Origin of the sequence: Paenibacillus sp. 598K, from assembly GCF_003851045.1 — a bacterium.
In the GTDB taxonomy this organism is placed as follows: Bacteria; Bacillota; Bacilli; order Paenibacillales; family Paenibacillaceae; genus Paenibacillus_D.
Genome location: NZ_BFBX01000146.1, coordinates 1 through 21,512 on the forward strand (window position 1 = coordinate 1; position 21,512 = coordinate 21,512).

Sequence of the window (21,512 nt, forward strand, 5' to 3'; positions counted from 1 at the left end):
CTGCCAAGCGCACAAAAAACAGGACCAGAACGATGAACGTCCCGATCCTGTCTTTTCCCTAAAAACGCAAATCGCCGCGCTGCAAGAGCACGGCGATCCGCTGCCGGGAACTGCGCAGGCGGTGTCATGTTCTTAACTCATGGATGAGCCGGCTGCGATGGCCGTCGACAAACAGACCTGCCCCGTACGCGCAAGACTGCAGCGATCGCTATCGTCGCCAAGCTATTCCGTTTAAGAGTTAAGAACAACTACCCGCATCAAAATTTCCCCTTTTGGCTTGATGGACCTATCATAAGTCAGCGGCAGCCCCTCTGTCAATCCCTACGCAGAATATGCTATAGTAGAGTAATTGGGCGTCGCTTCCAGCATGAGGAAAGTAGGGAAAATGCATATGTACAACGACCCGCAACAACGAATCCATCCTAGCGCGCTGAAAGCATGGATGCTCTCAGGCTGGATCTCCGCCGCCGTCTATGGCGTCATCGTCGCCGGCGTCATCTATCTAAGCGTACGCTTCGACTGGCCGCCCTGGATCGCCATAGCAGTGACGGTGCTTGCGCTGGCCGAGTCGGTGCTGGAGATCCTCATTTGGCCGAAGCTCAAGTACAAGCAATGGCGATACGAGATTCTGGAGGAGGAGATCCAACTGCAATACGGCATCCTCGTCCGTCATCGGACGCTCATCCCGATGATCCGCGTTCAGCATGTCGATACGAAGCAAGGCCCGATTCTGCGCCGCTATGGCCTGGCCACCGTCACCTTCTCCACTGCGGCTGGCAGCCATGAGATCCCGGCGCTCAGCGAGGCGGCGGCAGAGCAAGTGCGCAGACGAATCGCCAATCTAGCGAGGTTGTCCGATGAAGAGATCTGAGGAGATGAAGCGGCTGCATCCGTTGTCGGTCATATTCCTGATCGGCAAGACGATCAAGGACCTGCTGTACCCGCTGATCGCCTTCTTCGCCACGACGATCTTCCGCGACAACGTCAACCTCCTGTGGCTCGTCGGCGGCGCAGCGCTGTTCCTCGTCCTGCTCATCAGCATGAGCGTGCTTGGCTATCTGCGCTTCACCTATACGGTCGAAGCGGGCGGTCTGCGGGTCGAGCATGGCGTCTTCGTCCGCAAGAAGCTGTGGATCGCCAGAGAGCGCGTGCAGTCTGTCGATACGTCGGCAGGCCTGCTGCATCGCCTGTTTGGCTTGAGGAAGCTCCAGATCGAGACCGCAGGCGGCAAAAAGCCCGAGGCTGTGCTGAACGGTATCTCTGCGGCGGAGGGACAACGGATCAGCCAAGGTCTCGGGATGAGCGAGAGCGGCCAAGTCTCTGCCACCGCGCCTGAGTGGCCGACAATACCAGACGATCAAGTCGGTAGCGATACTGTCGCAGATCCGTCTGCCGTCGCGGAGCCGCCTCGTACTCCCGAGCTCGCCGCCGCCCCCGCCAAAGTCGTGGCCTCCCGCAAGCTAAGTGTCGGCGATCTCGTCCTCTACAGCGCCACCTCCGGCAAGATCGGCGTCGTGCTGGCCGTTGCCGCAGCCGCCTTCTCGCAGTTGAGGGAGTGGCTGGAGCAGACCTTTGACGTATGGGGATGGATCTCCGAGTGGTATGGCTCGAGATGGGTCGTCCTGATCGTCCTGGCGCTGCTTCTGTTTGCCTGGCTGCTCGCCTTCATCGGTTCTTTCATCAAGGAGTTCGGCTTCACGCTGCAGCACCGCGAAGACAAGCTGATCATCGAGCGAGGGCTGCTGGAGCGCAACCAGATTACGATTCCGTTGCGCCGAATCCAGGCCGTCCATCTGATCGAGCCCTTGCTGCGCCGACCGTTCGGCTGGGTGACGGTCCACATCGTCACCGCCGGGTACGCCGGCAAGGAAGGCCAGTCGGCCCTGCTCTTCCCGTTTATCCGTCGAGGCGAGCTGGCACAGTTCCTGGAGCAGTTTGCCCCGCAATTCGCCGTTCCGTCCGGCTGGGAGCATGTCGGTCGGCGCTCGCTCCGGCACTATGTGCTCGTACCAACTCTATTGGCGATACTGCCCGTTATCCCGGCTGTCATCTGGATTCCGGATCACTTGGGCTGGCTCGCGCTCTTGCTGCCGATCCTCGTCTATACGGGATGCGTGATGGCCTACAGACAGGCCGGATGGTCGCTTCAGGAGGATCAGATCTCGATTCAGTACGGCAGCTTTAACAAGCACCAGGGTCTGATCCCGAAACGCCGCGTTCAGTGGCATCGCGTCTCTCAGAATATCTTCCAGAGGCGTCGCTCGCTGGCACATCTTACGATGGCGCTCGCCTCAGGCTCCGCCTCGGCCAGCTTCGGCATCCGTCATGCGCCGCAGGAGCGCGCCGATACGCTGGCGCGCTGGCTGTCCTCGCGCAAGCCGGAGCAGACCCGGCCGCCTGGCGCGGAGAAGCCAACAGATGCAGACGACGACGCGCCACGCGATCTTCCCCCGGGCGACTCGCCGCCGCCGTTGGCTTAATTGTGAGATGCGCTGCATGACGCGGGGGTCAAGGAGTCCCCGCAGTATTACCACAAAAGCCCCTTCACCGTTGCTATCGGTGAAGGGGCTTTTTGAGATGTGGCGAATTCTGGCCAACTTAATTAACGACATTAACTATATGCGTCAAGCTGGAACTGTATTCGTCAAGCCTGAGCGCATCCGCCCGTTACACGCAGAAGTCATGACGCCACCAGACGCCGGCATGCTCCGGCACCACCGACCAGCCGCGCCCGATGATCCGCTCCGCCAGCCAGTCGCCAAAGAAAAATCCGCAAGCCTGCGCTGCTTCCTCGACGCTCTCGAATGGGTAATCCATCCGGATCGCCTGATGCTCGAAGCGATAGTGCGTCTCCAACTGCTCGTAATAAGGGACGAGGAAATCAAGCCGTACTGCCTCATCGACGCCGGTGCCCAGCGTCTCGAAGATAATCATCGTGCCGCCCGGCCGCAAGATACGACGCGCCTCGGTCATCACGCGCGCCAGATTGTCCTGCCACTCCGGCTGCTTGGCGCTGGCAAGATAGCCGATACTCCAGCCGGAGACGACCAGATCCGCCGAGTCGTCCGCCAGTGGCAGCTCGCGGTGATCGGCGACAACCGTGCGCACGCGAGCTCCATAGCCGCCCGCCTCGGCCTTGCGCTGCAGCACCTCGAGCATCGCAGCCGACAGATCGGTCGCGGTGTAGCTGGCCGCCTCGCTCGCCAGGTAACGACTCATCCGCCCCGTCCCCGCCCCCAGGTCGACGACATCGAGTCCAGTCGCCGGACGGATACTCTTGATTACCTCATCCAGCTCCGGCTGTCGCCCCACCATATACTCGTACTGCTCTGCCTGACTTCGATAGATTGCTTCGTGATTGCTCATTTGTTGATCACTCCTCCCTTTCTCCCTCAGCCTATACTCTGACCCAAGGTCAAGGTCAAGCCCCACGCAGGACAGCACAAAAAAGCTCCCCGCAGGAAGCTTGCATAGAGATGGCGACGCGAGTATCGATTCATGCAGACGGGAGCGCACGAACAAGCTCGAGCCGTAATCCTGTCCTGGCGAACATGCAGCCCTCCGGCAGCTCCTGCGCTCGCAGCGGAAGATCGATGTCATGCGAGAGATGGGTGAAGACGGCAAGCGAAGGCTGCAATTGCGCAGCCAACGCGATCCCTTCTGTCACATCGTAGACAGAGCGAGTATGGAACGGATAAGGCTCCCGGAAAAAGCTCGTGCCGAGCACCAGCAGATCCAATCCTTGCATCGGCGCCAGCTCTTGCTCGGTCAGCGCGATCGCATCGGAGCAGTACACCCAGGCATAGCCGGTCGCCTGATGGTCAAAGCGGTACGCATACGAGTAGCCATTCTTGCCATGGTTGACTCGCCAGGTCGCGACGCGCCAATCGCCGATCGTCCTGCCGCCGTCGATCGGCTGGAAGTCGATCTGCCGATCCAGCCACGGGAAGCGCTGCAGCACCTCCTCGATCACCTCTGCTGGAGCATGCGCCTCGCCTCTGACGCCCGTCCAGCGACAAACATCGGCCCACTCCGGCAGACCGCCGTAATGGTCGAAGTGGGCATGCGTCAGCAGCAGCCGATCCATCCCCCGCAGACCGGCGGCTCGCATCTGACGGCTCCAGTCCGGACCGCAGTCGATAACGGTATCGCCCAAGTCCGCGTCCTGGAGAAGCACAGAGGCGCGTTGCCGCGCATTATGCCCGCTCTCTCTGGCTTCCTCACATACAGAGCAATCGCAGTAGATGCGAGGCACCCCCATCGCGTCTGAGGTGCCCAGAAATGTCAATGTTGTCATAGTCGTCCTCCTGTGGCCTCACATGAATGTGCGGTTCGACCAAAAGCGGAAGCAGCCGACTCGACTTCGAATCAGCTGCTCCTGCAGATACCTGTAGCTCTGCTCTCTTACAGCGGCAGCAGCTTGACGCTTGGCCGCTGGGCTAATTCATCCATCATCGCTTGCCATTCCTGCGGCTTGTTGGGAAGCGCGCTGTAGTAGCGCGTCAGGAAATCGTGGATGAGCGAGGCGGGCAGCTCGCCCAGCTCGTCATGCGCCGGCAGGAAGCACAGGTCGAGTCCGCTCACTGCCTGCCCCTCATGATCCCAGGACGGATGTACATAAGGGAAATCGAGACGCTGATATCCGATATGCGAGAGCACCTCGCGCCGTACATAAGGGTTCATCGGCGTAACGCCGCCGAAGTCATGCATCGTCTGATAAGGATCGTAGATCTCGGCGAACATGCCGATCGGCGTCGTTCCCGATGCCTGCGCCAGCCCCTCGATATCGCGCTCTCGCCGCTTCAGCAGGAAGCGGCCGACGCCAAGACCCGGCTGACCTACGATCGTAAAATCGGTCATGGCGACGCGAAAATCGGCATAATACCGGTATTCAGTCGCGCCCACTACCTCATCCTGATGAACGGCAACATAGACGTGAATCCCTTCATCCTTGAGCGGCTCTGCCCACAGCGAGTATTCCAGCACCTCCTCCGGCGGGAACACCTCCTGCATCAGCTTGTACATCTGGGCGAAGCGTGGATCTTCTATGGATTGTATGCGGTGATATTCCATCTTGCTCATGCCTCCTGATCGATAGATGTTTCTTTATGTAAGACTGGACCTTTTCCTATTGTAGCTTACTGGCGTACCCACTGTAAAAAGGGATTGCGCCATTCCATCAATGCCGCATAATTGCACGACTCCTCGTCCTCAAGATAATCGGCGACAACGCCCACTGGCATCCGGCCGCAGCGCAGCAAAAAGCTGATCACCGGATCGCGCAGCTCCCCCGCCGCTACGCGCGACAGATAGGTCTCGGCGCTCATCTCTGCCGCATAGCGATGATAACCGGGCATCCGCCCTCCGCCGAGCAGCCGATCCAACCCAAGATATACCGTCGTCTCATACATCGATTGCATCAGCCAATGTCCGATTCCGGCGCCGCGATAGCCCGGATCGACGCAAATATCGACGACATAGAGCGTCTGTCCATGCGGGTCGTGATTGCGGATATAGCCCTCGTCCGTTACCTCCGCCCAGCCATGACTTGCCTGTGCGGTCGACTCCGAGATGCGCAGCCCGGTCATCGAGCCGATGATCTCGCCGTTCGCTACCGCGCATAACGCGCCCTCCGGGAAGCGGCTCACATGCTCTTGCAGCTGCTCCGACTTCCACCACAGCTCCTCGGGAAAGGGCGGCGGGAAGCTGCGGCGCTGCAGTTCGATCATCTGCTCTGTGTCGGCCAGCTCATAGTTGCGGATCGTCACCGGCAATCGCTTGCCCCCGGACGACAACAGCAATTGCTTATACATCAGATCAACCTCCTGTGCTGTGATGCGCGAGCATGATTACTTCCAGTCCGGATACAGGTCGGTGCGACGGTCGCGCCAGGTCGTCACCGAGCCACTCTTGCGGACATCCTCCAGCAGATCCAGGTCAAGATCAGCGACGATCAGCATATCGTCGTTCAGCTCGCCCTGCGCCATGATGCCGGCTGGCGGGAACGGGATGTCGTTGGGCGTGATGACGGCGGCCTGGCCGACATTAGCTCGCATAAAGTCGACGCGTCGCAGCGCCCCGGTCGTACCTGTCGTGACGATATAAACCTGGTTCTCCACCGCCCGCGCATGACAGCAGTACCGCACGCGGTAGAAGCCGTGGCGATCATCGGTGCAAGACGGACAGAAGATGACGTCGGCGCCCTTGGCCCTCGCCATCCGGACAATCTCGGGGAACTCGATGTCGTAGCAGGTGAGCAGCGCGATCGTGCCGAAGGGCGTATCGAACACCTGCAGTCCCTCCCCGGGCGACATCTGCCACTCCGTCACCTCCGTCGGCGTCAGATGCAGCTTGGGCTGGCGGTCGATCCGGCCGTCCGGATGGAACAGATGGGCCGTATTGCGCAGCTTGCCCTCGACCTCGATGATGTGCGTCCCTGCCGCGATATAAAGCCCGTAATCGGCAGCCAGACTGCGGAACAACTCCTCATAAGCCGCCGTAAACTCCGGCAAGCGAGTGATCGGCAAGGGCTCGCCCTGCTCATCGCCGATCGACAGCAGCTGTGTCGTCATAAACTCGGGGAACAGCAGGAACTGCACGCCGTATTCAGTTGCATTTTTGACGTAATGCGTCACCTGCTCGGCGAATTCATCCCAAGCCGCGATATCCTGCAGGTAGTATTGTACAGCCGCTACACGATATTTCATGCCGCGAAACACCTCGTTCCATAGATTAGAAAACTCTCATGCATATTTAATAAACCCTGTCCAAACGTACGCAGGACTAGGGCCCATCTCTCTTTGTCAAGTTTTAGGAAAGATGAAATCTGTTATAGTTTTTGTCAGGACAAGCCAACTTTACTAGGGTGTTCAGACACACCCTCAACGGAGGGACAACCGCAGTGCAAAAAACCAGAACACTTATCAAACGAGTCATCAGCGTTACACTGTGCGCCACCATCAGCTTCACCGCCATCGGCCTGGGCCAGCAAGGAACAGCAGAAGCTGCATCCTCGAAGGCTGACCGCATCATTAGCACCGGCAACAAATACTTAGGTGTCAAATATCGCTTCGGCGCGCCGTCTGGCGTTACATACGCCTTCGACTGTTCCTCGTTTACCCAGTTTATCTACAAGAAAAACGGCATCTCGCTGCCGCGTACCTCAGCCGCTCAGTCGAAGCAGGGCAGCTACGTCAGCAAGGGCAATCTGAAGAAGGGCGACCTCGTCTTCTTCCGCGTCGGCAAAAAATCGATCGGCCATGTCGCTGTCTATGCCGGCGCCAGCCGCATCCTCCATACGTATGGCGAAGGCGGCGTACGCTACTCCAGCCTGAACTCCAGCCACTGGAAGAAAAACTACGTGACCGCCCGTCGCGTCATCCGTTAATTCGGTTTGTCTCGATACGTATAGGCTGTTCGATCAGCCTTCCGATGCCACTGACCGGCCTGTCCGCCGGTCAGTGGTTTTTTTTGGGGAATTGCAGCGCGATCGCCGTGCCTTGATTTGGCTTGCTGAAGACGTCGATACTACCGTCATGCAGCTCAACGATCCGCTTGGCGATCGAGAGGCCCAATCCGACGCCCCCCGTCGAGCGGGCACGCGCGCCATCGACCCGGTAGAAGCGCTCGAACAGATGCGGGATCTCTTGCTCTGGAATGCCGATTCCCTTGTCCTCGACATCGATGCGAATCGCATTTTTGGTCGAGGAGATATGGATATCGATCGATTCCTTGCTGTACTTGATCGCATTGTCGAGCAGGATCACCATCAGCTGGCGGATCTTGTCCTTGTCCGCATACATCATCATGCCGACCGGCTCCGAGTGGACCCGGATCGTCCGGTGGAACGTCGTATGCATCATCCGGGCCATCTCGTCGATCATCTTGACGATGTCGAAGCGCTCCAGCTTCAACCAGTCCTCCTGCTCCGCTTCGGCGAGCATCAGCATCGACTTGGTCAGATTTTGCAGACGGACCGCCTCGTTGGAGATCGCCAGCACTGCCTCATCGCGCACCTTTTCATCGTCGCGGCCCCAGCGCTTCAGCATATTCGCATAGCTGCTGATAACCGTCAGCGGCGTCTTCAGCTCGTGCGAGGCGTCGGCGACGAACCGCTTCTGCTTTTCGAAGGTGCGGTCGAGCCGGTCGATCATCTGATTGAAGGCGCGCACGAGCTGCTGCAGCTCGGCCGACTCCTCCCGACCGCCCAGATCGATCTGCCTCAGCTTGCCGCTGCGGTCGATCTCTCGCATCGTCTGCACCATATGCTGTATCGGCGCCGTCAGCCGCGAGGTGAACCAGAAGGTGCCGAAAATCGCGAACAGCACCGCGCCCATACTCGTGACCGCCAGCGCGCCTACCAGAATTTGCAGGTAGCTGTCGAGCACATTAAGCTTGCGGACGATCTCCAGCATGGCGACGACCTTCATCTCGTCGTAGATCGGTTCCTTCAGATAGAGCACTCGCTTGCCCGCGTAGGAGTTGACCCCCTTGTTGTGCGTCAGTCTGTAATCGGTCGGCAACGCCAGCAGCTCTTCGTCGGAGCCGATCTGGTTGATGATCTGGCCGCTTGGCGTGATGATCCGGATCATCTCGTTTACATTATAGAATTCGGTCAACAGATCGGGATCGTCCAGGTTGCCGGGCGTCTCCATCCGTTTATTGTCGAGGATCAGATTGACCTTGTTGGTCAGCACCGTCTGCTCGCTGCGGGTCGTTATCTTAATGACGAAGAAGTAGACGAAAATGTTGAATAAAATCAGGATGAAAATTAACCAAAAGATGGTGAATAAAGTAAATCTGCGACGAAGCGTCATCATTCGGGCTCCTTCAGCACATACCCTACCCCGCGAACGGTATGGATGAGCTTGTAGCGGAAGCCTTTGTCAATCTTCTGGCGCAAATAACGAATATAGACGTCGACCAGGTTGGTCTCGCCGATGAAATCATAGCCCCATACCTCGGAGAGAATCTCCTCTCTTGATTTCTCTTGATTTTTATTCTCCGCCAGGAAGACGAGCAGTTCAAACTCGCGCGGCGTCAGATCGATCGCCAGCTCCTTGCGGAACACCTTGCGTGTGCGCATCTCGATCGACAGATCGGATACCCGAATCAGGTCCGCGCCCTCGGACTCCTTATTCTGCTGATGGAAGATACGCAGCAGGTTGCGCACCCGCGCCAGCAGCTCCTCCATCGCGAACGGCTTGGTAATGTAATCGTTGGCGCCGTGCTCAAAGCCGCTCACCTTGTCCGGCACCGTGTCGCGAGCGGTGAGCAGGATGATCGGGATCGGGTTGCCGGCGTTGCGCAGACGGCGCAGCACCTCGATGCCGTTCAGCTCCGGCAGCATGACATCTAGCAGTACCAGATCCCATTCGCCGGACATCGCCATCTCCAGTCCCTTGCGCCCGTCCTCGGCCCTGCCGGGGGTGTAGCCTTCATGCTCGAGCTCCAGCTCCAGGATGCGCGCGATGCTGTCTTCATCTTCTATAACAAGTATGCGTTCTTGTTGTTCCACGTTATAATCACCTGTTTCGCAAGACCTTGCCATCGGTCCTAGTTTGTGCGGCGATCGGCGGGGCCGCAGCCGCCGCGATGCTTCCGCATGATTTTTATGATAATGAACCCTGTCCCGAAAAGCAAGTCAACGGCCACAGGAGGCCGCAGCGGCGCCTCCGGTCGAAGGCGGCAACTCTTAGCCGGAGAGCGGCCTCGCGGCTTCCGTCAGCAGGCGCAGCACCGGCTGGAGCGCCCCGCCGAGCAGGCGTTGCCAATCTCTGCGGTCGGTCGCCCACCGTCCGCGCCACAGACAGTCGGCCCACTCTTGAGGCGGCAATTGCGGGACGATGGCTGACGGACGCTCGGGCAGCATGCGCAGCCATTCGTCGCGACCGGCAAAGCGCATATCCTTGTTGGCCAGCAGCGACGTCTCGCGACCGGAGCGCCGACGACTGGCGATCAGTCCCGCAGCCTCGTCCAGACGGTCGCGCGGCCACTTGGCCGGCCACGGATCGGCTGTGATCAGACAAAGATCGGCCGTCTCGGCCAGCTCCCGCCGCTCGCGATCCTCCCATAGATCCGACAGATCGAGGATCGCCACCCGTCCTCGGATGCTCCGCAGCATGAGCGCCAGGCGCTGGCCGCCCGGCAGCGGCAGCTCGTCCGCCGCATCGGGACGCAGCGCGTACCAATCGAGGCAGCGCTCCTGCCAGAGCGCATACCGCTGCTCCGGCAGCTGCCGCGGCGACGGCTCCGGCCCGCCGCGTCCGCCGAGATGGAGCAGCCCATGCCACTCGGCTGTCCGGCCCGGCCCTTCGACAGCGGCGCAGGAGACGCCTTGCGCAACCAGCAGGCGCGCCAGCGTCAGCGACAGGAACGTCGCGCCTGCCCCTGGCGCCAGCGCGCCTACAGCGACGACCAGGCAGCCGGAGGAGCGACCGTCGGGCGCAGGAGCGACGCTAGCTCCGCCCGGCGGCGTCCATGGCGCGGCTCCGCCCTGCTGCGCGCTGCCGTGGGCGCGCAGCGACTCGGCATAGGCCCGCCAAGCCGCACGCGCCTGCGAGATCGAAGCGAAGCGCCGATCGGGCTCGCGCTCCAGCATCCGCGCCAGGATCGCGCGGAAGCTCTCGGGCATCGCCAGACGCGAGATGACATCCTCGCCGCCGGCTGCAGTCGGTCCTGCGTACAGGAACCCGCTCGCCAGATAATAGATCAGGGCGCCCAGGCCGTAGACATCGGAGCGCACGTCGGTCTGCCCCGTGCCGCTCTGCTCCGGCGCTGCGAAGCCCGGCGTGCCGAGCAGCACCGTATCCTGGAGCTGACCGGTCTTGTAATTGCGCGCGATGCCAAAATCAATCAGCTTGACATGGCCGCTGCCGCTGATCATCGCATTGGCCGGCTTCAAGTCCCGATGGATGATCGGCGGCCGTTGCTCATGCAGGTAGCAGAGCGCGTCGCAGAGCTGCAGGATGATCGGCGCGAGCTGGGCGGGCGATGGCTCGACGACCGCCTGCTGCCGCCAGATGGCGAGCGTCTGTCCCTCTATGTAATCCATGACCAAGATCGAACGGCCATCGCTGCCAGGCGGATAATAGTCGGTCATCATCGGCAGATTCGGATGGCTGAGCCGCATCAGCACCTTGGCCTCGGCGAGTTGGGCTTCCAGCTCCGACGGCAGCGGACGCGACAGCTTGATCGCGCATAGCTTGCCGCCCAGCCGCTCATCCTCGGCCGCATAGACAGCACCCATGCCGCCTTGGCCGAGGAGGCTGAGGACCCGATAGCGGCCAGCGATTACCGTACCTGCACTCAACGTCTCCGTCGCTCCTACATCGCTTGTATTGGCTTGCCGTTGCGATCCTTGTGCAGCTGCATTAGGATCCGTGTGTTGTATCGTCATACTGAGCATAACCTCCTGTGTGAACAACAAGAAAAGCACCCCGATCAAACGCCTCGTCTGGAGGCGAATCATCGGGATGCTTTCCCGCTGCCTGTTTAGTTACATCTTATACGTCAAGTATAACGTAATTTCGTCCCGGTTGTGAAATAATTGTTTGGCTTTGCGTACGTGAAAGGCCGTCTGCAGCCGCTCCATCACCTCGCGGATCGTCTGCATCGGCTTGCGGTGCATCAGCTTGATCGTAATGATCGCTGTCGCCCCGGGAGCCAGCGCCTGCTTCAGATCGAGCACGAGCCGGCACATTTGCAGCGGACTCCAGCTCATATCACATACGAGCAGGTCATAACGCCCGGCCTCGAGCTTCGCCTCGGAGGCATTCTGCTGCAAATACGTGAGGCGAGGATAGCCGAGCAGCGTCGGATGCAGCGCCGCCGGATCAACCGCTGTCACCGCCAGTCCGCGCTCGAGCAGCAGAGACGTCCAGCCGCCAGGAGCGGCCCCGATATCGAGCGCCTGCCGGTAGTCGGCGTAGCTCAGGCCAAAGGCGCGCTCCGCTTCCAGCAGCTTGAACTTGGCGCGGGAGATCTGTCCCTCCTCGCGCTGGAAACGGACAGCGCCGCCGGGCCAGTCGGACAGCAGCTCGCGCGGTGTCCCCCAGCCGATCAACAGTCTGTCCGCTGCGGCGTAGATCGACAGGATGACCTCCGGCTCCTGCAGCGAGGGCTCGCTGTCCAGCTCCAGCAGCACGGCGTCGACGAGCGCCTTGGTATCGGCAGCCGAGTAAGGGAATGGCGTCGCGCTTGCCCTCCTTACATGGACCGCTGTGCGCTTGCCCTCGAATACCGGCTCAGCCAGCCGGACGACATGGCTGAGCTCCTCCAGATCGTCCGCATTGCCGCTTAGCGGCAGCTCGCGGTCGACCGGCTGCACGTGGCGCAGGAAGATCGGTTCGCGATCAAGCAGCGACGCCTGCACCTCCTCCCGGGACCCTGGCAGCTCCATCAGGAACACCTCGCCGGCCGCCAGCTGTGTGAAGCGCGCCTGCGGGTACATGCGCCGCAGCTCCTCCATCGCATAGGACGCAAAGCCGCGATTGGCCGTGCCGATCCAGCGGCTCACAGCCCCGCTCCTTGACCGGCTACGCGTATCCACGGCCGGTCATGAGCCCAATGCACCTCAATCGGCAGGTCGTAGGCGGCGCTCAGCACCTCATCGCGCAGCACCTCTGCTTTCGGACCGCTGGCTGCCACCTTGCCGTCATGAATAAGCGCGACATGGGTGAACAGCGGCGTGATCTCCTCGATATGATGCGTCACGTAGATCGCCATCATCTTGCCTGCGCTGAGCCGGTTGAGCTCCGTCAGGAACTTCTCCCGTTCGTACAGGTCGAGTCCGGCGCACGGCTCGTCCAGGACGAGCAGCTCCGGCTTGCCCATGAGGGCGCGCGCCAGCAGCACCTTTTTGCGCTCGCCCTGCGAGATCGTGCCGAGCTGCTGATGCGCGAGACGTCCGATGCCCATCGACTCGAGCAGCTCCAGCGACTGGCGCTTCACTTCCTCAGGGATCTCCTGATAGAACCGCAGGAACGCGAATGCGCCTGTCGCGACGACCTCCCATACGGCGTCGGTCAGCGTCAGCTTCTCGATCAGCGTCTGGCTGATGTAGCCGATCCGCTTGCGCACCTCCCTCACATCGCATTGACCGAACCGATTGCCGAGCACGTCGACCGTTCCCGAGGTCGGGAACATATAGCCGGTCATCATTTCCAGCAGCGTTGTTTTGCCGGAGCCGTTTTTGCCGAGGATGACCCAGTGCTCGCCTTCTTTCATCTCCAGATCTACGCCGCTCAGGATGGCGCGCTCGTCGCGCCGCAGCGTCAATTGCTGTAATCGTATCATAAGCTCTCTCCCGATCTGTATCGTTGTGTTAGCCTTGCTCTGCCGCGATCTGTAAGATCAGCTCCTCCGGCATCGGGCGATTGTGGATGCGCACATGCCGAGGGGCGTGCTGGGACAGCAGATGATGCATCCGCTCGCGCCCCGAGGGCGAAGAGGTATGCAGATAGATCTCCTGCGGATAGCGCCCGCTCTCGACGAGATGCGCCGCCACCTCCAGGCCGGTCGGCTGCCCCCAGCCGAGATCGTAATCGAGCGACAGCAAGCCGATCTCGTGCGCGTCGATGAGCGCGATGCAGGCCGCTGCGTCGGGCGCGCCGACGAACCCCGCTGGCGTCGGACGATAGTCGTCCAGATAGACATGGATCATGACGTTTTCCCCGCCTTCCTATGACTAGCAGTTAACCAATGGCATGGGCGTCCCCCGGTCGTCAGCAGCAACGAGCAGTCAAGCTGCTCATGACTGTCGCTGACCGGGGTGCGCCATTACTTCGTCTGCTCCAGCCAGCCGCGCACGGTCTGTAGTTGCCCGCGATGCGTGCCGTCAGCACCCTTGGGCGTCTCGAGGACGAGCGGCGCATGGCGCAGCGCCCCGTGTGTCACTAGCCGCTGCAGCGCTTCCGCGCCGATGCAGCCCTCGCCGAGCCGGGCATGCCTGTCCCGCAGCGAGCCGCTCGGATGGAGCGAGTCATTCAGATGGACGGCGACCAGCTCGGCCAGCACGCCGCTTGTCGCAGCCCTCTCCAGCCACTGCGCTTCATTGCTCCCATCCCATTCGCCGCTGGCGTAGAGATGGCAGGTGTCGAGACAATAGCCGATATGCTCCGGGTGCCGGGAGAGACTGCGGACTTGCGCCAGCTCCTCCACAGTCATCCCCATGCGCGCATGCTCGCCGGATTGATTTTCGATGAGCAGCTTGGCCGCGCCATCCCATCCTGTCAGGACGCGATTGAGGGCGGCGATGATATTGCGGTAGCCCTGCAGCGGCTCCTTGCCCTTGTAGATACCGAAATGCACGACGACGCCCAGCGAGCCGCAAGCCTCGGCGATCTCCAGATCGTTGCGCAGCGAGTCGGCGACGCGCGTCGCCTGATCCGGGTCGTCAGCGGCCAGATTGGCCGGGTAGGACGAGTGAGCAATCGACAGCAGCCCATGCTCGCGGCAGTAACGGGCGCAGCGCATGGCATCCGTTGCGTCATACGACTTTACCGCTAGACTGCGCGGGTTTTTGGGGAAGTACTGGAAGGCGCTCGCGCCTTGCCGCTGTGCCGATCGGGCCGCCTCGTAGTAGCCCTTGCCGATGCTGACATGACATCCCGGATAGCTCATAGCGTCAAGCCTCGTGCTGACAGCTCGGGCAGTAGAAAACCTTACGGGAGTTGATCTCCTCGCGCACGATCTCGCTGCCGCAGCGCAGACATGGCTCGCCGCCCCGGTCATAGACCTGGCAGTTGTCGTTGTAGCCGCCGGTGAGCAAATCGTCGGTCGTGAAGCGATCCTCCATATATCCGCCCAGCGAGGCGGCCTGCTGCAGCTTGGCGTGCATCGCCGCATACAGGCGGCTCCATGTCTCGTCCTTGAGCGCCGGGATACGGGCTCCGGGGCGCACGCCTGCCGTGAACGCAATCTCGTCGGCATAGCAGTTGCCGATGCCGGCGATCACCTTCTGGTCGACCAGCGCCCCCTTGAGGACGCCGCGCTTGCCCTTGAACAACGCCCGGAAGCGATCCTGGGTCAGCCGGCTGTCGAAGGGCTCCGGTCCGAGATCCTTGAGCCGATCGTCCAGCTCTCTCACCGATAGCAGATGAAGGTAGCCCAATCTCAGGCCGATGAAGTACAGCTTCCCTTGCGGGAAGGTGAGCGTAATCTGCACAGTGCGCTCCGGCTTCTCTTCCTCCGAGCCGTAGAACAGCCAGCCGCCCAGCATCAGGTGCAGCAGCAGCCGTTTGCCGTTATCGAGGTGGAAGATCAGATGCTTGCCCCGGCGCTCGACATACCAGACCGAGCGGCCAAGCAGCTCCGCCTTGAATTGCTCGACGGGCATATTGATCGACTTCTCCCGCGTCACCTCCACATCCTGCAGCCGAGCTCCGGCGATTCTCTCCCCGAGCAGCGTGCGATATCGTTCCATTTCCGGCCATTCCGGCATCGGTCATCTTCCTTCCTGTCCTCGTCGTTAGCTTCTCTTATGTCCCGAGCCGCTGCATAATATACGCTTGCAGCTCGTGAAGGGTATGAAACACCAGATCGGGACGCACGCCCGCTCTGTCGATGTAGCGCTCCAGATTGTCAGCCGTCGTAATCCCGGTCAGCATCAGTGCCGTCGGACAACCGGCGCGAGCGCCGGCGGCGATGTCGGTCAGCATATTGTCGCCGACCATCCACGTCTGCTCCGCAGACGCAGAGAGGCGCGCCAGCGCATAGTCGACGAGGATGCTCGAGGGCTTGCCGATGACGACCGGCGGAACGCCGCCAGCCGCCTCCAGCAGCGCCGCGATCGAGCCGGCGCCAGGGATGACGCCCTCCTCCATGGGCAAGAGCAGATCTGGATTGGTCAGCACATAGCGGGCTCCCGCATGGATCATCCGGACCGCGCGGGTGAGCCGTTCGTAGCTGAGCTCGCGGTCCAGACCTTGCAGCACCACATCCGCATCCCGTTCGACGACCGTTAACCCCTGACCAACCACGGCATCTTGCAAGCCGCTCTCGCCGATGACGAACACCGAGGCGCCAGGCCGCTCCGTAGCTATATACGATGCCGCGGCCTGCGCAGAGGTGCACACCTGATCCGGCTCAGCTGCGATGCCCATCGCGCGCAGCCGCTCGGCGAAGGCTTCCGGAGACGCAGTGGAGTTATTGGTGACGAACAGATACGGCAGACCGGCCTCGCGCAGCGAGGCGATCCAGACATCCGCGCCCTCGATCATGCGGCCGCCATGATAGATCGTGCCGTCCAGATCGATCAGCAGCGCTCTCGGCAGCGGCGGACAGACCGTCGCGCTCATCGCGCCGCCTCCTCCGATGCTCGCAGGACGCGGTCGATCCAGCCCTCCACATAGACGCCGTCGGCAAGTCGCGGCGCCAGATCGGGATAACGATCCTCCCCGGCATAACGTTGTATGTAATGATAGAGCGCCGCAAAATGCGTATCGACGGCAATGCCCATCGTCGCCTTGTCCCCTGGCAGCAGCGCCAGCGAGTCCGGCTCCGGCAGCACAGGCAGCGTGCCGCGCACCAGTTGCACCGCTGGCGACGTATCGCGCTCCAGGTCGGCCGTAATGCTGCCATGCGTACCGACGATCCGGATCTCGAACGCCTCCGAGCCGAGCGCGATCCGCGACACCTCGACGGTGCCCCGCACCCCGGATACCGTAGCGTAGGTCATCATCGCCCAGTCGTCGACCTCAGAGGGGACCAGCACCTCGGAGCCGGCCGCTTCTGGTCGCTGCCTCACATGCGCGCGCGCCTCCCCTTTCACCTCCTGGTAATCGCCGAACCAGTGACGTACCATATCCAGCGCATGGACGGCCAGATCGCTCGTCGCGCCGCCGCCGGACAGCCCGCCCTGCAGTCGCCAGCTCATCGGCCGCTGCGGATCGAGGTAGCCCGAGCGGCGATAGGAGATGCTGCACTGCAGGATATCTCCGATCACGCCTGCGGCCACGATCGCGCGGATCCGCATCACCGCCGGGTGATAACGGAAGGTGAAGGCGAGCTGCTCCGGCAGCTCCGGCCGCTGCCGGACGTCGTCCAGCAGCTGCGACGAGCGTTCGTAGCTGTCGGTGACCGGCTTCTCGCAATAGATTCCCTTGCCGTGAGCGAGCGCTGCTGTCACATCCTCATAATGCCGGCTGTTCGGCGTACAGATGTCGACGACATGGACGCGTTCGTCTGCCGCCGCCTCCTCCACCGAGTCGGTGACGCGCCGGAAGCCGATCGCCTCCGCCTGCGCCTGGTGTTTGTCCGGCTGGCGGGTCACCAGCGTATCCAGCACCGGCAACAACGGCAGCTGCTTGATGATCGGCATCGCCCGCAGCGCCGTCATATGGGTCTTGGCAATATTGCCGAAGCCCGCAAATGCAAACGGAATAGTTTTCATTTTCGTTTGTTCCTTTCCACTTTGGTGAGCAGCCGTTCGACCCGCTTGCGGATCGTCTCGCGATCCTGCGGCTTCGGACCTTTGCGCGGGGCGCTCGCGCCTCCGGACATCGCAAAGGCCAGCTTGGCGTAATGCAGCGCCTTAGCCAGATCCTTGGTCCGGTGCTCATGGTACATCGCCAGCTCGATATGCGCTTCCGTTATCGGGCTGGACGTCGTTTCCGCCAGATGGGCGGCCTTCTGCCACAATACCACAGCCCGCTCCCAATTACCAACCTTCTTGTCGCGCGCCGCCAGCGCCAGACACCAGCCGCCGGGAGGCTGCTCGGACGTCATCAGACGGTCGTAAAGCAGCTCCGCGTCCGCCGTCTTGCCCATGCGCTCCAGCCACAGGCCGGTGCGCAGCTGCTCCTCCGGCTGCTCGGGATACGGCAGCTCGCTGCCGAGCGCGCCGCCCAGCAGTCGGCCGTAGCGGATCGCCAGCGCCGCCAGCGAGAGCATGTCGATCTCGTTGTGCCGGAAGACCGCTGCCAACGGCAGCGGATCGCCGTCCGCCAGGTACTGATAGTAGAGCGCCGGCGCCATCGCCCCCGGCACATCGTCGGTGCGATGGATGCCGAGCCGCGCCTCCTCGACGCGGCTCAGCTTGCAAGAGTCGAGCGTATGCCGCCAGATGCTGCGGGAGGGATGCAGGAAGTCCAGATGGAGCGGCGCCGTCAGGCCGCTGCGCCAGCCATGCATCACATAGCGGCCACTCAGCGCCGGCCAGTCGAACGTCTTGCCGTTGTACGTCGCCAGGAAGCGGCGGCGGCTTAGCCAGTCGTGCAGATAGCTCAGCATCGCCCGCTCCTCGGCAGGGTGCCGGATGAAGAGCTGTTCGATGACGAACTGCGTCTCCTCCATATAGCCGATGCCGACCATAAACGGGATCGTCCCCGTGCCTGCCCCCAGACCCGTCGTCTCCAGGTCCAGGAACAGGATCTCTCCCGGCTCCGGCGCCGACAGCGTCGGATGGAAGGCCGCCAGCTCATGCGCCGTCTCCTGCAGCTCTGCCAGCCGCTGATCGCCATGCCGATGGTCGAGCGGGTAGACGAGCCGTCGCCGCAGGAACGTCTCTCCCGCATGGACGAGCGGCTCGACCCCAAGCGCCAGCCAACCCCGCTCCAAGGCAGCGGTCGCTTCGCTCTGCGGGCCGTCCTCGGGCTGACGCAACGTTTCCCCATCGCTCCGGTCAGGCGCGCTCGACTCATCGCGCGCACGCATAACCGGTCCGTCCGCTAGCGCCTCTGCTGCCGCAGCTATCTCGAGCCCGCTCGCCGAATCGCTGCCGACCATCGCCGCATCGGTCGACTGCCGCTCTCCTGCTTCGTCCTTCGTCCGCTGCGAACCGGGCTTCTCCTCACCCTGAAGGCCCGCACCGCTCTTGCTCTCGTGCCTGTCTAACGTCTCGCCTGCTGCCGGGCTCGGCGCAGCCTCGGCAGGCTCCGGCGACAGCTCGCGCTGCGACTTTGGCGCGCCCAGCAGCCGATTCATCCTCTCGCGCAGTCCGCTCATATCGCCTCACCTGCCTCTCCGAGCAGCTCCAGCGCCTGCTGCTTGCCGAGCAGGCCGACCTCCTCGATCGGCCCTACGCAGGCCGGACAGCCGCTCAGGCAGGTGCAAGAGGTGATATGATCCCTTGCCTGCCGCATCAGTTTGTCATGCACGTCGTAGAGACGCTCGGAGAGGCCGATGCCGCCAGGGTAGCGGTCGTAGAAGAAGATCGTCGGCAGCTTGGAGTGGACCGCCTTCACCTGCGGGACGACGCGGATATCAAGCGGGTCGCACATCAGGTAGAGCGGCGCGATGTGGACGAGCACATTGGCCAGGCCGAGCAGCGCAGACTGCATCTCGTCGGTCGTCTTGCGCGCCGCCGCCTCCTCGCTGAAGGCGAACCAGTACGAGCTCGTATGCAGCTCCTCCTCTGGCAGATGGATCGGCCCGGAGCCGATGTTCTCATGCGTGCGCATGCGGATTTTTTTGAAGATCGTTGCTTTGGCATTAACTGTGACATCGCCGTATTGCCGCAGCAGCTCGCCGAAGCGGGCTTCCTTGTCGACATGCAGCACCTTCAGCTCGACCGCCATGTTGGCGTCAGTGAAATAATCGACATCGACCTCGCGGACGTAGGCTTTTTTCTCATGATAGTCCAGCTTCTCGACCTGATACTGGACGCCCTCGTGCAGATAGATCGCCTCCTCGTGGACGAGCGTCGGCGCGCTGAACCGGTCGACCTCGCCGAGCACCCGATGCTCCGGCAGCGTCATATCGACGATGACGACATTCTCCTGAGCGGCCGAGCGCAGCGAGATGCCATGCGCGGGGAAGGATTGCTCCATCCAGTACCAGCGGCCGCCCGACTGGGTCAGCACCTGAGACTCGGTCAGATATTCCAACATATCACGCAGCGACTCGCCGCCGAACGTGTCGCCCTCCTCGAAGGGCAGCTCGTAAGCGGCGCACTTGATATGATCGATCAGGATGAGCAGGTTGTCCGGGTGGATGAGCGCTCGCTCCGGCGGCCGGTTAAAAAAGTAGTCCGGGTGCTGGATGATGTACTGGTCCAGTGGATTGCTGCTGGCCACCATAAAGGTAACCGAGCTTCCCTGACGACGACCCGCCCGGCCAGACTGCTGCCACGTGCTGGCGATCGTGCCGGGATAGCCGTTCAGCACGCATGCCTGGAGCTGCCCGATGTCGATGCCAAGCTCCAGCGCGTTGGTGCTGACGACGCCGCGGATCTCGCCGCTGCGCAGCCCGCGCTCGATCTCGCGCCGCAGCTTTGGCAGGTAGCCGCCCCGATAGCCGCGGATCGTCTTGTTGCCGAGCTCGCGGCGCACCAGCTCCTGCAGGTATGTCAGCAGGATCTCCACGCGGACGCGGCTGCGGGCGAATACGATCGTCTGCACGCCTTGCTTCAGCAGGAGCGCCGCCAGCTTCTGCGTCTCCAGCACACTGCTGCGGCGGATGCCGAGCTGCTTGTTGACGACCGGCGGGTTATAGAAGACGAAATGCTTCTCGCCGGACGGCGCGCCGTTGTTATCGACGAGCGTCACCCGCTCGCCGATCAGCCGCTCCGCATGCTCGCCGGGATTGTCGATCGTCGCCGAGGCGCAGATGAATTGCGGCGACGAGCCGTAGAACCGGCAGATCCGCTTCAGTCGGCGGATCACATTGGCGACATGACTGCCGAACACACCGCGATACGCATGCAGCTCGTCGATGACGATATACCGGACATTCTCGAACAGCTTGACCCACTTCGTATGATGCGGCAGGATCGCCGAATGCAGCATATCCGGGTTGGTGACGACGATATGTCCGGCGTTGCGGATCGCCGTCCGCACCGTCGGCGGTGTGTCTCCGTCATAGGTGTGCGTCTTGATGTCGACCTCCATCGCATCGGCCAGCTCCTGCAGCTCCGCGACCTGATCCTGCGCCAACGCTTTGGTCGGGAACAGATAGAGCGCGCGCCCGCTCTCCCGCTCGAGCAGCGATTGCAGCACCGGCAGGTTGTAGCACATCGTCTTGCCCGAGGCGGTCGGCGTCACAGCGACCACATGCTCGCCCCGCCGCACCGCCGCATAAGCGTCCCGCTGATGGGTGAACAGCTCCCCGATGCCGCGCGCTCGCAGCGCTCCGGCCAGCCGGGGGTCAAGATCCACCGGCAGCGGCGCGCACCTCGCCTCGCGTGGCGGTATCGTATGCCAATGCGTCACATTTTCCATGATTTCCGGCTGCGTGCGCACATGACCCAGCCAGTCCTCCAGGGTGGCGGCCTTGCCCGTCCATCGGTTCATCGCTTGTTCTCCTCTCCATGCTTCATCGTCCGTTTATTTCTGGTCGCTCTACTCGCTCCTTATTTTCTTTATTGTACAGGAATACATGTTCGCTCGGCAATCCCAATGCTGTCGAACTGCCACGAAATGTAGCAGCGCGATACCCCGCAAGACCGATTATGTAGCCGAACCTGTCGACTCCTGCGCTTTCCCGGGAAAGTATCCGTATTGCCCGCGCTTTATTACCCGCCCGATGATTACCCTGCCTCACAACAAGACCCCGCCGGGAGGGTGGTCCCTGCG

The 21,512-nt window shown here is 61.9% G+C and carries 20 protein-coding genes; 3 read left to right on the forward strand and 17 right to left on the reverse strand.

What is annotated here, in order from left to right:
• The first annotated feature begins 385 nt into the window (after nt 1-385).
• Nucleotides 386-871, forward strand: coding sequence for a PH domain-containing protein (locus PA598K_RS31435; protein WP_307719907.1), 486 nt, complete (start codon nt 386-388; stop codon nt 869-871).
• Nucleotides 858-2,480: a PH domain-containing protein gene (locus tag PA598K_RS31440; RefSeq protein ID WP_128660720.1), complete on the forward strand. Its 1,623-nt coding sequence runs from the start codon at nt 858-860 to the stop codon at nt 2,478-2,480. The genes PA598K_RS31435 and PA598K_RS31440 overlap by 14 nt, the downstream gene beginning before the upstream one ends.
• A gap of 187 nt (nt 2,481-2,667) precedes the next feature.
• Here PA598K_RS31440 and PA598K_RS31445 read toward each other — a convergent pair whose 3' ends face one another.
• From PA598K_RS31445 to PA598K_RS31465, 5 genes are all read right to left on the reverse strand, one after another.
• Nucleotides 2,668-3,366: a class I SAM-dependent methyltransferase gene (locus tag PA598K_RS31445; protein ID WP_128660721.1), complete on the reverse strand. Its 699-nt coding sequence runs from the start codon at nt 3,364-3,366 to the stop codon at nt 2,668-2,670.
• A 130-nt stretch (nt 3,367-3,496) separates the two neighbouring features.
• Nucleotides 3,497-4,297, reverse strand: coding sequence for an MBL fold metallo-hydrolase (locus PA598K_RS31450; protein WP_128660722.1), 801 nt, complete (start codon nt 4,295-4,297; stop codon nt 3,497-3,499).
• 107 nt (nt 4,298-4,404) lie between these two features.
• Nucleotides 4,405-5,073, reverse strand: a complete 669-nt coding sequence (locus tag PA598K_RS31455) for a GNAT family N-acetyltransferase (protein ID WP_128660723.1) — start codon at nt 5,071-5,073, stop codon at nt 4,405-4,407.
• 65 nt (nt 5,074-5,138) lie between these two features.
• Nucleotides 5,139-5,813, reverse strand: coding sequence for a GNAT family N-acetyltransferase (locus tag PA598K_RS31460; RefSeq protein ID WP_128660724.1), 675 nt, complete (start codon nt 5,811-5,813; stop codon nt 5,139-5,141).
• A gap of 36 nt (nt 5,814-5,849) precedes the next feature.
• Nucleotides 5,850-6,707: a carbon-nitrogen hydrolase family protein gene (locus PA598K_RS31465; protein ID WP_128660725.1), complete on the reverse strand. Its 858-nt coding sequence runs from the start codon at nt 6,705-6,707 to the stop codon at nt 5,850-5,852.
• A 194-nt stretch (nt 6,708-6,901) separates the two neighbouring features.
• Here PA598K_RS31465 and PA598K_RS31470 point away from each other — a divergent pair, with 194 nt between their 5' ends.
• A complete protein-coding gene (locus PA598K_RS31470) occupies nt 6,902-7,387 on the forward strand; it encodes a C40 family peptidase (RefSeq protein WP_128660726.1) in 486 nt (161 codons plus the stop codon).
• 70 nt (nt 7,388-7,457) lie between these two features.
• Here the strand turns inward: PA598K_RS31470 and PA598K_RS31475 are convergent, their stop codons facing one another.
• The 12 genes from PA598K_RS31475 to PA598K_RS31530 all read right to left on the reverse strand — a co-directional run bounded on the left by PA598K_RS31475 (nt 7,458) and on the right by PA598K_RS31530 (nt 21,230).
• Entirely contained in the window at nt 7,458-8,819 is a 1,362-nt protein-coding gene (locus PA598K_RS31475) for a HAMP domain-containing sensor histidine kinase (RefSeq protein ID WP_260405713.1), read from the reverse strand.
• Nucleotides 8,816-9,517, reverse strand: coding sequence for a response regulator transcription factor (locus PA598K_RS31480; protein ID WP_260405714.1), 702 nt, complete (start codon nt 9,515-9,517; stop codon nt 8,816-8,818). Before PA598K_RS31480 ends, PA598K_RS31475 begins: the two co-directional genes overlap by 4 nt.
• Before the next feature lie 177 nt (nt 9,518-9,694).
• Nucleotides 9,695-11,398: a serine/threonine protein kinase gene (locus PA598K_RS31485; RefSeq protein ID WP_185602337.1), complete on the reverse strand. Its 1,704-nt coding sequence runs from the start codon at nt 11,396-11,398 to the stop codon at nt 9,695-9,697.
• A gap of 99 nt (nt 11,399-11,497) precedes the next feature.
• Entirely contained in the window at nt 11,498-12,517 is a 1,020-nt protein-coding gene (locus PA598K_RS31490; protein ID WP_185602338.1) for an SAM-dependent methyltransferase, read from the reverse strand.
• Nucleotides 12,514-13,296 carry an ABC transporter ATP-binding protein gene (locus PA598K_RS31495; RefSeq protein ID WP_128660729.1) on the reverse strand — a complete coding sequence of 261 codons (783 nt, stop codon included), beginning with the start codon at nt 13,294-13,296 and terminating at the stop codon, nt 12,514-12,516. Before PA598K_RS31495 ends, PA598K_RS31490 begins: the two co-directional genes overlap by 4 nt.
• A 28-nt stretch (nt 13,297-13,324) precedes the next feature.
• A complete protein-coding gene (locus PA598K_RS31500) occupies nt 13,325-13,663 on the reverse strand; it encodes a cyclic-phosphate processing receiver domain-containing protein (protein ID WP_128660730.1) in 339 nt (112 codons plus the stop codon).
• Between the two features lie 116 nt (nt 13,664-13,779).
• Nucleotides 13,780-14,622: a deoxyribonuclease IV gene (locus tag PA598K_RS31505; RefSeq protein WP_128660731.1), complete on the reverse strand. Its 843-nt coding sequence runs from the start codon at nt 14,620-14,622 to the stop codon at nt 13,780-13,782.
• A gap of 4 nt (nt 14,623-14,626) precedes the next feature.
• Complete coding sequence (locus PA598K_RS31510) at nt 14,627-15,442, reverse strand: Fpg/Nei family DNA glycosylase (protein ID WP_128660732.1); 816 nt, start codon at nt 15,440-15,442, stop codon at nt 14,627-14,629.
• Nucleotides 15,443-15,479: 37 nt separating this feature from the next.
• Nucleotides 15,480-16,298 (reverse strand): TIGR01457 family HAD-type hydrolase, encoded by an 819-nt coding sequence (locus PA598K_RS31515; RefSeq protein ID WP_128660733.1) that lies wholly within the window; start codon nt 16,296-16,298, stop codon nt 15,480-15,482.
• Nucleotides 16,295-17,392 carry a Gfo/Idh/MocA family protein gene (locus PA598K_RS31520; protein ID WP_128660734.1) on the reverse strand — a complete coding sequence of 366 codons (1,098 nt, stop codon included), beginning with the start codon at nt 17,390-17,392 and terminating at the stop codon, nt 16,295-16,297. Before PA598K_RS31520 ends, PA598K_RS31515 begins: the two co-directional genes overlap by 4 nt.
• On the reverse strand, nt 17,389-18,945 hold the full coding sequence (locus tag PA598K_RS31525) for a ribonuclease H-like domain-containing protein (RefSeq protein ID WP_260405715.1): 1,557 nt from the start codon (nt 18,943-18,945) through the stop codon (nt 17,389-17,391). The genes PA598K_RS31520 and PA598K_RS31525 overlap by 4 nt, the downstream gene beginning before the upstream one ends.
• Nucleotides 18,942-21,230, reverse strand: coding sequence for a DEAD/DEAH box helicase (locus PA598K_RS31530; protein ID WP_128660735.1), 2,289 nt, complete (start codon nt 21,228-21,230; stop codon nt 18,942-18,944). Before PA598K_RS31530 ends, PA598K_RS31525 begins: the two co-directional genes overlap by 4 nt.
• Nucleotides 21,231-21,512 lie beyond the last annotated feature (282 nt).